This window comes from Halorubrum sp. CSM-61 (assembly GCF_003781945.1).
GTDB lineage: Archaea > Halobacteriota > Halobacteria > Halobacteriales > Haloferacaceae > Halorubrum.
In genome coordinates, this window is record NZ_RJJW01000003.1 from 410025 (window position 1) to 422980 (window position 12956).

14 protein-coding genes are annotated in these 12956 nt (G+C 70.7%); 7 read left to right on the forward strand and 7 right to left on the reverse strand.

Annotation, left to right across the window (positions count from 1 at the left end):
- Window positions 1-60: 60 nt before the first annotated feature.
- From EDM04_RS07695 to EDM04_RS07705, 3 genes are all read right to left on the reverse strand, one after another.
- A complete protein-coding gene (locus EDM04_RS07695; protein ID WP_123620762.1) occupies window positions 61-849 on the reverse strand; it encodes a mechanosensitive ion channel family protein in 789 nt (262 codons plus the stop codon).
- A gap of 5 nt (window positions 850-854) precedes the next feature.
- The gene (gene dacZ, locus EDM04_RS07700; protein WP_123620764.1) at window positions 855-1664 is read right to left on the reverse strand and encodes a diadenylate cyclase DacZ; all 810 of its coding nucleotides are present in this window, start codon (window positions 1662-1664) and stop codon (window positions 855-857) included.
- Window positions 1665-1739: 75 nt separating this feature from the next.
- Entirely contained in the window at window positions 1740-2654 is a 915-nt protein-coding gene (locus EDM04_RS07705; RefSeq protein WP_123620766.1) for a DUF502 domain-containing protein, read from the reverse strand.
- 140 nt (window positions 2655-2794) lie between these two features.
- Here EDM04_RS07705 and EDM04_RS07710 point away from each other — a divergent pair, with 140 nt between their 5' ends.
- A complete protein-coding gene (locus tag EDM04_RS07710; protein ID WP_123620768.1) occupies window positions 2795-3919 on the forward strand; it encodes an aldo/keto reductase in 1125 nt (374 codons plus the stop codon).
- A gap of 94 nt (window positions 3920-4013) precedes the next feature.
- On the opposite strand, the gene EDM04_RS18490 is transcribed toward EDM04_RS07710, so the two are convergent.
- Complete coding sequence (locus tag EDM04_RS18490) at window positions 4014-4184, reverse strand: HVO_0758 family zinc finger protein (protein ID WP_008849790.1); 171 nt, start codon at window positions 4182-4184, stop codon at window positions 4014-4016.
- A gap of 118 nt (window positions 4185-4302) precedes the next feature.
- On the opposite strand from EDM04_RS18490, the gene EDM04_RS07715 reads away from it, so the two are divergent.
- The 6 genes from EDM04_RS07715 to dhaM all read left to right on the forward strand — a co-directional run bounded on the left by EDM04_RS07715 (window position 4303) and on the right by dhaM (window position 9572).
- Window positions 4303-5487: a CynX/NimT family MFS transporter gene (locus EDM04_RS07715; RefSeq protein ID WP_123620770.1), complete on the forward strand. Its 1185-nt coding sequence runs from the start codon at window positions 4303-4305 to the stop codon at window positions 5485-5487.
- An 89-nt stretch (window positions 5488-5576) separates the two neighbouring features.
- Window positions 5577-6770, forward strand: coding sequence for a glycosyl transferase family 2 (locus tag EDM04_RS07720; RefSeq protein WP_123620772.1), 1194 nt, complete (start codon window positions 5577-5579; stop codon window positions 6768-6770).
- A gap of 3 nt (window positions 6771-6773) precedes the next feature.
- Window positions 6774-7349 (forward strand): hypothetical protein, encoded by a 576-nt coding sequence (locus EDM04_RS07725; protein WP_123620774.1) that lies wholly within the window; start codon window positions 6774-6776, stop codon window positions 7347-7349.
- An 86-nt stretch (window positions 7350-7435) separates the two neighbouring features.
- Entirely contained in the window at window positions 7436-8437 is a 1002-nt protein-coding gene (dhaK, locus tag EDM04_RS07730) for a dihydroxyacetone kinase subunit DhaK (protein ID WP_123620776.1), read from the forward strand.
- Window positions 8434-9192 (forward strand): dihydroxyacetone kinase subunit DhaL, encoded by a 759-nt coding sequence (dhaL, locus tag EDM04_RS07735; protein ID WP_123620778.1) that lies wholly within the window; start codon window positions 8434-8436, stop codon window positions 9190-9192. The genes dhaK and dhaL overlap by 4 nt, the downstream gene beginning before the upstream one ends.
- Window positions 9192-9572, forward strand: coding sequence for a dihydroxyacetone kinase phosphoryl donor subunit DhaM (dhaM, locus tag EDM04_RS07740; RefSeq protein WP_123620780.1), 381 nt, complete (start codon window positions 9192-9194; stop codon window positions 9570-9572). Before dhaL ends, dhaM begins: the two co-directional genes overlap by 1 nt.
- 18 nt (window positions 9573-9590) lie before the next feature.
- Here the strand turns inward: dhaM and ptsP are convergent, their stop codons facing one another.
- The 3 genes from ptsP to EDM04_RS07755 all read right to left on the reverse strand — a co-directional run bounded on the left by ptsP (window position 9591) and on the right by EDM04_RS07755 (window position 12915).
- Window positions 9591-11324, reverse strand: a complete 1734-nt coding sequence (gene ptsP, locus EDM04_RS07745) for a phosphoenolpyruvate--protein phosphotransferase (RefSeq protein ID WP_123620782.1) — start codon at window positions 11322-11324, stop codon at window positions 9591-9593.
- Window positions 11321-11647 carry an HPr family phosphocarrier protein gene (locus tag EDM04_RS07750; RefSeq protein WP_123620784.1) on the reverse strand — a complete coding sequence of 109 codons (327 nt, stop codon included), beginning with the start codon at window positions 11645-11647 and terminating at the stop codon, window positions 11321-11323. Before EDM04_RS07750 ends, ptsP begins: the two co-directional genes overlap by 4 nt.
- 65 nt (window positions 11648-11712) lie before the next feature.
- Entirely contained in the window at window positions 11713-12915 is a 1203-nt protein-coding gene (locus EDM04_RS07755; protein WP_123620786.1) for a redox-regulated ATPase YchF, read from the reverse strand.
- Window positions 12916-12956: the final 41 nt, after the last annotated feature.

The window sequence follows — 12956 nt, forward strand, 5'->3', positions numbered from 1 at the left end:
CAGCTGGTCCCACTGCGTGGGAACGGGGCGGGCGCCGCAACGGGGTGTTCCGGTCGGACGCTACTCCCGAATCAGCACGATCCCGTCCCGGAACACCGAGTGGTTCGGCACCACGTGCTCCTCGCCGTCGGCCTCGATGCGGGTGACGAACAGGTCGACCTCCTGGACGATCCCGCGCTCGCCGGCGACCCGCACCTCGTCGCCGATCCCGTACGGCTGCCGGAGCAGGAGGAACACCCCGGCGGCCGCGCTGGCGACGAGGTCCTTCGTCGCCAGCGCGGCGAACAGCACGACCGCGAGCGCGAACGCCGCCAGCAACACGACAAGCGCGATGGTCTGTACGCCGACCTGTCCGAGCGCGATCAGGACGGCGACGTAGACGACGCTGTACTTCACGAGCGGCGGTAACACGCCGAGCTCGGGGAGCTTGATCCCGCGGAGCCGCTCGGCGACCAGCAGCTCCGCCTTGTCGCCGACGACGATCCCGACGATGAGAACGATGACGGCGACGAACAGCCGCGGGAGGAACGCGGCGACGTCCGACCAGAACCGTTGGAGGTAGTTGACGTCGGCGACGGTCAGCGCGACGATGATAGTGACGGCGACGATGAAGTAGCTCGACAGCTGGGCCAGGATCCGCACCGTCGAGGTGTCGAACTCGCGAGCGGTGCGCTCGAAGGCGGTCCCCTCGATCACCTCCGGGACGCCCGCGCGAGTCAGCAGGCGGCGATTGATCACGCCCACGAGGTACGCCGCGAACAGTCCGAACAGCAGCACGAACAGGGCGAGCCAGATCCGGTCCGGGACCGCTGCGACGAACTCGGAGAGGGGTGTCGGTACCGCGGACATGGCGATCAGTACTCCTCCGGATCGATCTCCAAGACGAGTTCTCCCGCCTTAAACGCCCGCACGAGCCCGTCCGACTCGGAGAGCACGATCGCCGTCGCGTTCGTGTCGCGGGTGATCGCCCCGCCGGCCATGTGGCGCGCGCTGAGCCCCTTCGGGATGTCGACGCCCTCCGCGCCGGGTTCGAGGTAGCGGTACGCGGAGACGATCTTCCCGGAGTCGGAGACGACGAACGCGCCGTCGAGCCGCGAGAACTCCTTGAGCATTACGTTGACGATGGGGTCGCCGACGTGGACGTGCGACTTCTCGAAGGGGTTGTACGACAGCGGGCGGGACTTGTTCATCACCTTCCCCGCGTCGCCGACGACGAACAGCGCGCCCACCGGCTTCCCCTTCTGCCCCTTCTGTCCGAGCTCGATCGCGACCTCGAACACGTCGCGGATCACGCTCGGCTCCGCCCGGGAGTTGACGAAGAGGTCGTATATCCCGGTGTGGACCGTCTCGTCGACGGTGACGCGGACCACCGCGTCCGACCCGCCGTCGAAGACGGACGCGATGCAGGCCACCTCGTCGCCCTCGGAGACGAGGCCGGCGTCCATCGCTCCCTCGATGCCGAACCGGATCCGGTCTTTGACGTTGTCGAAGGGGAGGGGAAGCTCGACGAACACCTCCGCGTCGACGTCGTTGTCGGGGGCGATGACGACGATCTCCGTGTCGCCGTCCTCGAACCGGTTGTAGAACGAGCTGGTCGGCGAGAACAGCAACACGGCGTCCGCGTCCTCGACGAGATCGGACAGGTGATCGGTGAGCGAGGCCATTACTCTCACGGACTCTCGGCCGACGTATAGTCGTTGTGTCGGCGTCGTGCGCGCGTCAGACGAGCGGTGAGAGCGTCACCGACCCCCGCCGCTTTCGTCGTGGTCGGAAGAGCCGGCCGAACCGGTGTCGGAGGGGCCGACCGAGCCGGTGTCGGAGGGGCCGACCGAATCAGCGTCGACGGAGCCGAGCAGGTCGCCGAGGACCGACGGATCCGCTGCCGTCCCGACCGATTCGAATTCCGAAGCGGCGGCGCCGATCCCGGGAGAGGGGTTGTCGGTCGTCAGAGCCGATCCGAACTGATCCGCCTCTTCGGTGGCGAGTCCGCTGGTGAGAATCGCTCTGACGGCGTCGTCGACGGTGAGGTCCACGTCGAAGACCCGGTCGCGCGGAACGTACACTAAGAATCCCCCGGTGACCGGGTTCGGAGCCATCGGGACGAAGAGGGTTATCATCTCTTCGGAGCCGGTCGCCTCGTCGACTGCGTCGGGCGGCGCGGCCGTTTGAAAGGCGATGAGGTAGGTGTCCTCGGAGAGCATCTCGACGAGCTTCACCGCCTCGAAGTTGTCGACGTCGTCGCCCAAGACGAGGTTACCGACCCGACGGAGCGTCTGGTACACCGTCCCGATCCCGGGGATCGACGCGATCAGATAATCGAGCACGTTGACGAGGGCTTCGCCGTACCGGTACCGCGCGACGGCACCGACGGCGACGATCAGGAACAGGAACAGGAGGATGGCGATGATCTCGCTCAGGAAACCGATCACGTCGGTGTACACGCCCGTCTCGAGGAGGAAGGCGATGAGCGCGCGCCGCCGGAAGAACCCGATGACTCCCGCGGTCTCGAGCATTCCGACGACGGGGCCGAGGCTCTGCCGGATCCGCCCGATCACGAACCAGATGAAGTAGAGCGTTAAGAGGAGAGGAATGACTATCGCGAGTCCGGTGAGAATGATTTTCTCGAGCGTCTGAATCGCTCCCTTTCCGTACATTGTTCCACTGTGGAGGGAGCGGTCTTGTAATTATAAACGGGTTAACCGAACGGACCGGCGTCTCTCGACGATCGTCCGGTCGACGGGCATCGGACGACCTCCCGCGCGACTTTTAGCCCCGAGGCGACTACCGGACGCACATGGCGACCCGCGAGGCCCTCTGGGACTACCGCGACGAGTTCGGCGACGCCTTCGGGCGCACCTACTTCCGCCGGTTCGGCCCCGGCGTGGTCTCCAGCGTCGGGATCGGCACCTACCTCGGCGATCCCACCGCCGCCGTCGACGACGCGTACCGCGAGGCGATCGGCCTCGCGCTGCGCTCCGGCGTGAACCACGTCGACACCGCCGTCAACTACCGGTGCGGGCGCGCCGAGCGCGTCGTCGGCGAGGCGGTTCGGAACTCCCCGATCGACCGCGACGCGGTCGTCGTGGCGACGAAGGGGGGGTTCCTCCCGTTCGACGGCGAGCGCCCCGACGATCCCGCCGCGTTCGTCCGAGAGCAATTTGTAGAACCGGGGATCGTCGCACCCGACGACCTCGCGAACGGGGCGCACGCGATCGCACCCGACTACCTGGAGTGGTCGCTCGATCGCTCGCTGGACCGGCTCGGCCTCGACGCGGTCGACTGCTACTACGTCCACAACCCGGAGACGCAGCTGGCGACGCGGTCTCGCGAGGCGGTGTACGACCGGCTGGAGGCCGCCTTCGAGGCCCTAGAGCGCCGACGCGCCGCGGACGATATCGGGGCCTACGGCGTCGCGACGTGGGACGCGTTCCGGGTCCCCGAGGGCGACGAGCGGTACCTCTCGCTCGCCGCGGTGCTCTCCCGGGCCGAGGCCGCCGGCGAGGCGGTCGGCCCCGACGACAACCACGGGTTCGAGGCGATCCAACTCCCCTTCAACGTCGCCATGGCGGACGCGTTCACGCGGCGGAACCACCGCGCGCCCGAGGGCGACGCCGACCGCGACACCGGCGCGGAGCCGGTCTCCGCGCTGGAGTTCGCCCACGAGGCCGGGCTCTCCGTGGTGACGAGCGCGAGCATCGGGCAGGGCGAACTCGCCGTCGAGGACGCGATCCCGGACGACGTCGACGCGACGCTCGCGGGCGAGACGCCGGCCCAGCGCGCGCTCAACTTCGCGCGGAGCGCGCCGGGCGTCACCTCCTCTCTCGTCGGCGCGAGCGACCTCGACCACCTCCGCGAGAACGTCGCCGCCGGAACCTTCGACCCACTCGGCGCGTCGGCGTTCGACGCGGTGTTCGAGTAGCGGAGAAAGACGCGAGGAGGAGGGGAGAGACAACACGAGAGGGACGCGATGCGATCGGTTTCGGTGACGCTTCGGGAGCAGGCGGGAGAACGGGTCAGCGCAGCTCTTTGAACGTGGCTTCGCACTCGGGGCAGACGCGGACGGAGAACACCTCGTCCGGGTCGTTCTGCTTTTTCAGCACCTTCTCGCAGTCGGCGCAGTTCAGCCGCTCGTAGGTGTCCTTGAACAGGTCGCCGTCGCGAAGCCCCTTCCGCGTCGATTTCATGGCTCGAAGTTGATCGCGTGACCGTATAAAAACCCCGTACGACGCCGGTCGGACGCGGCGGGTCGAGCGCCGCGGCCGCTTTCGCAACCCTTGTCTCCCGCCGCCGACAACGACGTCCGTGTCACGGAGCCGGCTGTTCGGATCGCTGTGTGCGATCGTCTTCCTCGTCAACTTCGCGCGGGTCGTGTTCGCGCCCCTCGTGGGCGAGTTCATCGCCGAGTTCGCGATCGGCGAGGGGACCGCCGGGCTGATCGTCACGCTCGCGTGGCTCGGCTCGGCGGCCCCGCGACTCCCGGCGGGCTGGGCGCTGACGCGCTTCTCTCGGCGGTTCGTGATCCTCGTCTCCGGCGCGATGCTGACCCTCGGCGCGCTCGGCGTCGCGCTGGCCCCGGGCGTCCCGACGCTGATGACCGCCGCGTTCGCGATCGGTCTGGCGTCCGGCGTTTACTTCGTCGCCGCCAACCCCTTCATCGCGGAGCTGTTCCCGACCCGCGTCGGGCGCGTGATGGGCGTTCACGGGATGTCGAGCCAGCTCGCCGCCGTCGCCGCCGCGCCGGTCGTCACGGTCGCGCTCTGGTACGACTGGCGGCTCGCCTTCTACGGGCTCGCGCTCGCCGCCGCCGCCTCCACCGTCGTCTTCGTCGTCTTCGCCCGGCAGGCCGACCTCCCGGACGCCGGCGCGGGCGACACCGACTTCGTCGCCGGCGCGCTCTCCGAGTGGAAGCTCATCCTCGCGGGCGTCGTCCTGATGGGGCTCACGAGCTTCGTCTGGCAGGGGCTGTTCAACTTCTACGAGCTGTACATGATCGACAAGGGGATCGCGGAGGCGACCGCGCGAAACCTGCTGACGGTGATCTTCGCCGCGGGCGTCCCGGCGTTCCTCGTCTCCGGCGACCTCGCCGACCGGCTCCCGCACGTCCCGTACCTCCTCGGGATCGTGTCGACGTTCCTCGTCGGAGTCGTCCTCGTGATCGTCTCCTCCGGGCTGGTCGCGGTCGTCGCCGCCAGCGTCGTCGTCGGTTTCGCGATCCACATGCTGTTCCCCGCCGGCGACACCTACCTGCTCGCGTCGCTGCCGGACGAGTCGCGGGCGTCGGCGTACGCGGTCTTCTCCGCCGGGATGATGACGACGCAGGCGGCCGGCTCGTGGGTCGTCGGCGAGGCGATCGAGGCCGGCGCCGGCTACGACGCGGTGTTCCTCACGCTCGCCGGCGGGCTCGCGCTCGTCGTCGTCGCGTACGCGGTGCTCGAGTACGCCGGACGCGTTCCCGGCGGCGCCGCGGGCGCGGAGCCGGCGCGCTGAGGGCGGTCGGCAGTCCGCTGCCGACCGAGACCGGCACGGGAGCACGGGTATCGCACCTATTTAGGGCGTCCCGTCCGTGTACCGGATAGATGGAGTACGTCCAAGAGCGCGTGACCACGCTGCACGCGTTGACCGACCACCGACCCGACGCGCCGACCGGCCGGGCGGCGGTCGTCGTGCCGATGACGGAACGCGAGTACGGGACGCTCGCGGCCGATCGGGTCCTGACGGCGCTGGAGTCGGTCGACCCCGCCCGCGTCGTCGTTCCCCTCCGCGCGCCCGCCGAGCGCGTCGGGCCCTTCGCCGACTGGCTCGACGGCTTCGACGTGAACGTGGAACCGCTCTGGTGCGGCGGCCCGCGACTCACGGAGCTGCTCGCGGCGCGCGGGCTCGACGGGGACCGCGGGAAGGGCCGAGACGTGTGGCTCGGGCTCGGCCGCGCCTTGGAGGAGGAGTTCGTCGTCGTCCACGACGCCGACACGAAGACGTACTCGCCCGCGTTCGTGAACCGGCTGCTGTTCCCGCTCTCACGCGGCCACGAGTTCTCGAAGGGGTACTACGCCCGCGTCGAGGACGGGTCGCTGTACGGGCGGCTGTTCCGGCTGTTCTTCAGGCCCTTGGTCCGCGCGCTCGCCGACGCCACCGAGCGGCGCGAGGCCGGGGTTCTGGAGTACCTCGACGCGTTCCGCTACGCGCTCGCCGGGGAGTTCGCGGCGACGAGCGACCTCGTCTCGCGGCTCCGCGTCCAGCGCGGCTGGGGGTTAGAGGTCGGGACGCTCGGCGAGGCGTTCGCGCACGCCGGCTTCGCCGAGAGCGCGCAGGTCGACCTGGGCCGGTACGAGCACGACCACCGCTCCGTCGACGGCCCGACCGGGCTCGCCGACATGAGCCGGGCGGTCGGCGAGGCGACCCTCCGAGCGGTCGAGAACGCCGGCGTCGAGGTGGAGTACGGCGCGCTCGCCGAGCGGTACCGGGAGGCGGCCGACGGGCTGATCCGCGGCTACGAGACCGACGCCGCGTTCAACGGCCTCGACTACGACCGCGCCGACGAGCGCGAGCAGGTCGCGACCTACACCGACGCCCTCGGCGAGCCGGGGCCCGACACCCGCCTGCCGGCGTGGCGCGACGCGCCCGTCACGCCCGCCGAGGTCGCCGACGCGGCGCGGGCCGACCTCGCGGTGGTACGGAGGAAGGGGTCGAGTCGGACGAACCGGAAGCCGAGAGAGGCCGACGATCGGCGACCCGCGGACCCGAGCGCCGACGCCGCGCCGGGGGAGGACTGACCGATGGGGGACGGAGGCGGACTCGGCGGTAACGCCCCCAGCGTCGCCGCCCGAGACGACCTCGCCGGCGTCGTCGACCTGTTCGAGTGGCTCACCCGCGAGGAGCTGTCGGAGGCGCTCTCGGAGCTCGCCTTCAAACAGCGCGCCGAGGTCGACGACGAGGCCATCGCCGCCGCCATCGACGTCGCGGTCGCGGAGTACGCGCTCGTCCCCGCGCCGCCTCGGGCGCTCTCGGAGGTTGGAGGAGGGAGCGAACCGGACGCGGTGGCGGACCCCGGAGACGCAGACGACGCCGCGGACGCGGTCGCCCTCGCGGTCGGCCCGGCGGCGTTCCCCTCGCTGCCGGCGGACGCTGAGGACCTCCCGCACATCCTCGACGTATCCGAGCGCGACGTGGACCGGGAGACGCTCTCGGAGGCGGTGTTGGCTCGGCTGTCCGAGGACGCGGTGGCCGCGATCGAGTCGGGCGACGCGGACCGGCTGGAGGTCCTCGCCGACGTGACCTACGACATCGAGGCGTGGGCGCCCGTCGACGCCGGGGACGTCCGCGAGCGGATCGTGGCCGAGTTGGACGGGTAGTCGGCTTCGCGGTGACCCTCCCGCCGCGGACCGCGGGCTCTCGGAGGGTATCTTTAATGGCGCAGAGAGTGTCATTGACGTTGATTATGAAGAAGCTGATCAACGATCCGGACGACGTCGTCGACGAGATGCTCGACGGGATGACCGCGGCGTATCCGGACCGGATCCGACGGCTCCCGGACACGCAGGTGATGGTCCGGGACGACGCACCGGTCGAGGGGAAGGTGGCGCTGGTGACGGGCGGCGGGAGCGGCCACGAGCCGACCCACGCCGGCTACATCGGCGACGGCATGCTCGACGGTGCCGCCGCGGGCGGCGTGTTCTCCTCGCCGACGGCCGACGAGTTCGAGGCGCTCATCGACGCCTGCGACGCGGGCGACGGCGTCCTCGCGATCATCAAGAACTACGAGGGCGACGTGATGAACTTCGACACCGCCATCGAGCTCGTCGAGATGGAGGGCGTCGAAGTCGAGAGCGTCGTCGTCGACGACGATGTCGCCGTCGAGGACTCGCTGTACACCTCCGGCCGTCGGGGGGTCTGCGGGACGATCCTCGTCCATAAGGCCGCCGGCGCGAAGGCCGCGCAGGGCGCCGATCTCTCGGAGGTCAAACGCGTCGCGGAGAAGGTGATCGACAACGTCGGCACGATGGGCACGGCGCTCACCTCCTGTGTGACCCCCGAGAAGGGCGAGCCGACCTTCGATCTGGGAGACGACGAGATCGAGCTGGGGATCGGGATCCACGGCGAGCCGGGCACCGAGCGCACCGAGGTGATGAGCGCCGACGAGATCACGACGGAGCTGACGGAGGCCGTCCTCGACGACCTCGACCTCGACTCCGGCCAAGAGGTGCTCACGATAGTCAACGGGATGGGCGGGACCCCGCAGATGGAGCTGTTCGTCGTCAACCGTCGGCTACAGGAGCTGCTCGGCGAGCGCGGCCTGGAGACGTGGGACGCGTGGGTCGGCGACTACATGACCTCGCTCGACATGGCGGGCGCGTCGGTCACCGTCTGCGCCGTCGACGACGAGCTGAAGGAACTGCTCGGCGCGCCGGCCGACACCCCCGCGCTCACTCGGACGCGATGAGCGGGAACGAGTCGGGCGTGAGCGACTCCGACGGCGCCGCCGTCGTCGCGGCGGTCGAGGCGGTCGCCGAGCGCATCGAAGCCGAGCGCGACTACCTCACCGAACTCGACTCCGCCATCGGCGACGCGGACCACGGCGGCAACATGGCGCGGGGCTGGGCGGCCGCCGCCGAGGCGGGCCGCGAGCTCGACGACCCGGATCCGCAGACGGTCTGTAAGACGGTCGGAAAGACGCTCATGGCCGAGGTCGGCGGCGCCTCCGGACCCCTGTTCGGCGGCTCGCTCGTGTTCGCGGGCGCCGAGCTCGACGACGGGGTCACCGCCGAGAGCGCCGTGGCGTTCGCCGAGACCTACTTGGAGAAGGTCGAGGACCGCGGCGACGCCCGAGTCGGCGACCAGACGGTGGTCGACGCGCTCACCCCGGCCGTCCACACGTTCAAGAAATCGGTCGAGACGGACGGCCTCCCGCCGCTGGATGCCCTCGCGAAGGCGGTGGACGCCGCCGAACGCGGCGTCGCGTTCACGGTCCCGATCCGGGCTCGGAAGGGCCGGGCCTCCTACCTCGGCTGGCGGTCCGTCGGCCATCAGGACCCCGGCGCGACGAGCGCGCTGTACATCCTCGAAGAGCTGCTCGCGGTCGCCGCCGACGCGCTCGGCGAGGAGGTGCCCGACGTCGACGCGACCTCGCCGACGATCCCGGACGAATCGGCGGCCGAGGCCGCGGACGGCGACGCGGCGTCAGGGGACGGCGACTGATGGTCGGCCTCGTCGTCGTCTCCCACAGCGAGCGGGCGGCCGAGGGAATCGTCGAGATCGCCGCCGAGATGGCCGGTGACACCCGCATCGAGCCCGTCGGCGGCGACGGGCAGGGGGGGATCGGCACCGTCCCGGACGCGATCCGAGAGGCCGTCGACGCCGCCGACGACGACGAGGGCGTCGTCGTCCTCGTCGATCTGGGCAGCGCGGTGATGAACGCCGACGTGGCGATCGAGCTGAGCGACGCGGAGGCCGTCATCGCCGACGCGCCCGTGCTCGAGGGCGCGGTCAACGCCGCCGTCGCCGCCACCGACCCGTCCGCCACGCTCGACTCGGTCCGCGAGCAGGCCGAGGCGGCCCGCGGGATGGAGAAGCTATAGCGGGAGGACGGCGAGCGCTCACTCCCCGTCGAGGCCGAGCACGTCCCGCACCTCGGCCCGCGTCTCGCAGGCGAGCGCCTCGTCGGCGAGCGCGCTCGCTTCCGCGGAATCGATCTCGCGGACCCGCTCTTTCACCGCCGGCGCGGTCACCGCGCTCATGCTGAGCTCGTCGAGCCCGAGCCCGACGAGCAGTTCGGTAAGCTCCGGATCGCCGGCCATCTCGCCGCACATCCCGACCCACGCGTCGGTCCCCGCCGCGTCGGTTCCCTCCGTAGCCGACGCGGTGCGGTCGATCGCGCGCAACACCGCCGGGTGGAGCGGGTCGTGGTAGGCGGCGACGCCGTCGTTCTCGCGGTCGGCCGCCATCACGTACTGCGCGAGGTCGTTCGTCCCGATACTCAGGAAGTCGAGCCGGTCGACGAGCCGGTCCGCGAGGAAGGCCGCGGCCGGCGTCTCGACCATCGCGCCGAGCTCGGGAACCGCGTGCTCGACCCCCTCACCGTCGAGATCGGCGGCGACCGATTCGACCGCCGAGACCGCGGCCTCCACCTCCTCGATCCGGGAGACGAGCGGGAACATCACCGCGAGGCCCTCGCCGCCCTCGGTCGCGGCCGCACGCAGCAGCGCCCGGAGCTGCGTCTCGAACAGGTCGCGGTGCTCGTCGAGCGAGAGCCGGATCCCCCGCCGGCCGAGGAACGGGTTCGTCTCCTCGGGGAGATCGAGGTACGGGACCCGCTTGTCGCCGCCTATGTCGAGGGTCCTGACGACGACCCGGTCGTCGGGGAACGCCGAGAGGGCGGCGGTCACGGCCTCGTGCTGCTCCTCCTCGGTCGGTGGCGCCTCGCGGTCGTAGAAGAGGAACTCCGTCCGGAACAGCCCGATCCCGTCGGCGCCGCGATCGGCCGCGGGTGCGATCTCCGCCTCGCTCCCGACGTTCGCGGCCACCTCGATCGGTCGGCCGTCGGCGGTCGAGACGCGCTCGGTCACCGCCGGCGGCGCGTCCGTGTCGGCCCCTTCGCGGGTCGCCGCGTCCGGGTCGACGACGACCCGCCCGTCCGCCCCGTCGACGAGCAGTTCGGTTCCGTCCGCGATCTCGCGGAGGCGTTCGCCGACGCCGACGACCGCCGGGATCGACAGCGACCGCGCGATGATCGCCGCATGCGCGGTCCGCCCCCCGGCGACGGTGGCGATTCCGGCGACCGCGTCCGGGTCCAGTTCCGCGGTATCGCTCGGGGTGAGTCGCTCGGCGAGCAGCACGGTTCCGGCCGGGAGATCACCGATTGCGTCGGGTCGGTCGGCGACGGCTCCGGCATCGGCACTTAAAAGAACGCGAAGCAGGCGGTCCCGCACGTCCCGGAGGTCGTCGGCGCGTTCGGCCATCGGGCCCTCCAGCGCCTCGAACTGCTCGACCGCGGCCGCGAAGCGGTCGCTCACCGCGTGTTCCGCCGGCGTCCCGTCGCCGATGGTCGCCTCGATGTCCTCGACGAGTTCGGGGTCGTCGAGGAACTGCTCGTGGGCCTCGAACACCGCCGCCTCCTCCCCGCCGACGCGCTCGGCCGCCCAGTCGCGGGCGTCTCGGATCGCCTCGCGGGCCGCGTCGCGGGCGTCCCCGAACCGCGCCAGTTCGGCCTCGGCGTCGACCGCGGACGGGTCGGGGCGGTCGGGGAGCGTCAGGTCGGCCTCCGGGCGGTACCAGCGCGCCGCGCCGACGCCCGAAAGCGGCGTGCTCCCGACGCCGGTGAGGACCCTCACGTCGGGTCACCGCCGTCGGCGGCGCTCTCGGCGTCGTCCTCTCCGTTCGCGTCCCCGTCGACCTCGCTCGTCAGGAGGTCGCAGACCGCGTCGAGCGCGTCGGCCGCGTCCGGCCCCTCGGCGACGACGCGGACCGACTCGCCGTGGGCGACGTTCAGCCCGCTCACCGAGAGCATGCTGTCGGCGCGGACGAGCCCCTCGTCGCCGTCGTCCGCGCGACCGATCGACACGTCGGCGTCGAACCGGTTCGCCGCCTGCACCAGCTTCGAGGCCGGCCGCGCGTGCAGGCCCGCCTCCGGCACCACCGTCACGGTACGTTCCATAGGCCTCGATGGGCGCGGAACGGTCTTATAAGTAGTGCGCGCCGAGATCCGAGGCGCCGACCGACCTACGGCGCCGCCTGCTTCGTCGACACCAGTTCGATCACGTCGCGGTGGGAGAGCTCGCGGTCGGTTCCGACCTGCCGGCCGCTCCGGCAGTCGGTGCCGTGGAGGAGCCCCTCGCCGATGTCCGAGTGGATGTGGAACGCGAAGTCCTCGGTCGTCGACCCCTCGGGGAGGATGAAGCAGTCCCGGAAGACGCCCTTCTCGTCTTTGCTCCCGTTCGCGGAGCCGGGGAAGACCGCGATACAGCCGAGCACGTCGAAGACGGCCTCCTCCAGCGCGCCCTGCACGCCGGTCCCGTCGTACTCGGCGGCGAACTCGCCGATCTGCTCTAAGCCCGCCTCCTGCTCGTCGGAGACGTCGCCGACGATCTCGAAGTCGCTCTCGCCGGGCGCGTAGTCGACGACGCCGGCGTCGTCGGCGTTCTTCAGGGCCTTCTCGGCGTGGGCGCTCGCGGGGACGAAGGAGAGGTGGTCGTAGTCGGGATCCGCCGTGATCTCCTCCCAGTTCGCCTGCGCCTCGGAGGTGTCCATCTTGTTCGCGGCGACGACCATCGGCTTCGTGCGCTTGCGGATCTCGCGGGCCAGGTCGGCCTTGTCGGTCTCGTCCCACGTCTCGGGGTCGAGATCGAGCCCCTCGGCTAAGATCACCCGCTTCATCCGGTCCTTGTCGATGCCGAACGCGGACATCTGGTCGGCGAGCTCCGCCTCGATGGCGGCGTCCGCGCCGTGGTAGCGCGTCTCGAACTTCTCGAGGCCCTTCTCCAACACGTCGAGGTACCACGCGTCGAGCTCCTTCTCTAAGAAGTCGATGTCCTCGCGCGGGTCGTGGCCCTCGGTGGCCTCGCCCTCGATGTCGGTCTTGCCGGAGAAGTCGACGACGTGGATCAGCACGTCGGTCTCGTTGAGGTCGGTGAGGAACTGGTTGCCGAGCCCGCGCCCCTCGTGGGCGCCGGGGACGAGGCCGGCGACGTCGACCAGCTTGACGGGGACGAAGCGGGTGCCGTCGCGGCAGACGCCGACGCTCGGCGTGCAGGTCTCGTCGAACTCGGGGGCGGCGCAGTCGACGCGGACGTACGCCTCGCCGACGGTCGGGTCGATCGTGGTGAACGGGTACGCGCCCTCGGGCACGTCGTTCATCGTCGCGGCGTTGAAGAACGTCGACTTCCCCACGGAAGGCTTGCCGACGAGACCGATCCGGTAACTCATTACCACCAGTGCGCGATCCACGGTGAAAAGCGATGCGAGAC

Coding starts and splice junctions, on each gene's coding strand:
- EDM04_RS07725 (WP_123620774.1), top strand. CDS start 6,774: ATGGGGGACGGAGGCGGACTCGGCGGTAACGCCCCCAGCGTCGCCGCC.
- EDM04_RS07710 (WP_123620768.1), top strand. CDS start 2,795: ATGGCGACCCGCGAGGCCCTCTGGGACTACCGCGACGAGTTCGGCGAC.
- dhaM (WP_123620780.1), top strand. CDS start 9,192: ATGGTCGGCCTCGTCGTCGTCTCCCACAGCGAGCGGGCGGCCGAGGGA.
- EDM04_RS07720 (WP_123620772.1), top strand. CDS start 5,577: ATGGAGTACGTCCAAGAGCGCGTGACCACGCTGCACGCGTTGACCGAC.
- dhaL (WP_123620778.1), top strand. CDS start 8,434: ATGAGCGGGAACGAGTCGGGCGTGAGCGACTCCGACGGCGCCGCCGTC.
- EDM04_RS07695 (WP_123620762.1), bottom strand. CDS start 849: ATGTCCGCGGTACCGACACCCCTCTCCGAGTTCGTCGCAGCGGTCCCG.
- dacZ (WP_123620764.1), bottom strand. CDS start 1,664: ATGGCCTCGCTCACCGATCACCTGTCCGATCTCGTCGAGGACGCGGAC.
- EDM04_RS18490 (WP_008849790.1), bottom strand. CDS start 4,184: ATGAAATCGACGCGGAAGGGGCTTCGCGACGGCGACCTGTTCAAGGAC.
- EDM04_RS07755 (WP_123620786.1), bottom strand. CDS start 12,915: ATGAGTTACCGGATCGGTCTCGTCGGCAAGCCTTCCGTGGGGAAGTCG.
- dhaK (WP_123620776.1), top strand. CDS start 7,436: ATGAAGAAGCTGATCAACGATCCGGACGACGTCGTCGACGAGATGCTC.
- EDM04_RS07750 (WP_123620784.1), bottom strand. CDS start 11,647: ATGGAACGTACCGTGACGGTGGTGCCGGAGGCGGGCCTGCACGCGCGG.
- EDM04_RS07705 (WP_123620766.1), bottom strand. CDS start 2,654: ATGTACGGAAAGGGAGCGATTCAGACGCTCGAGAAAATCATTCTCACC.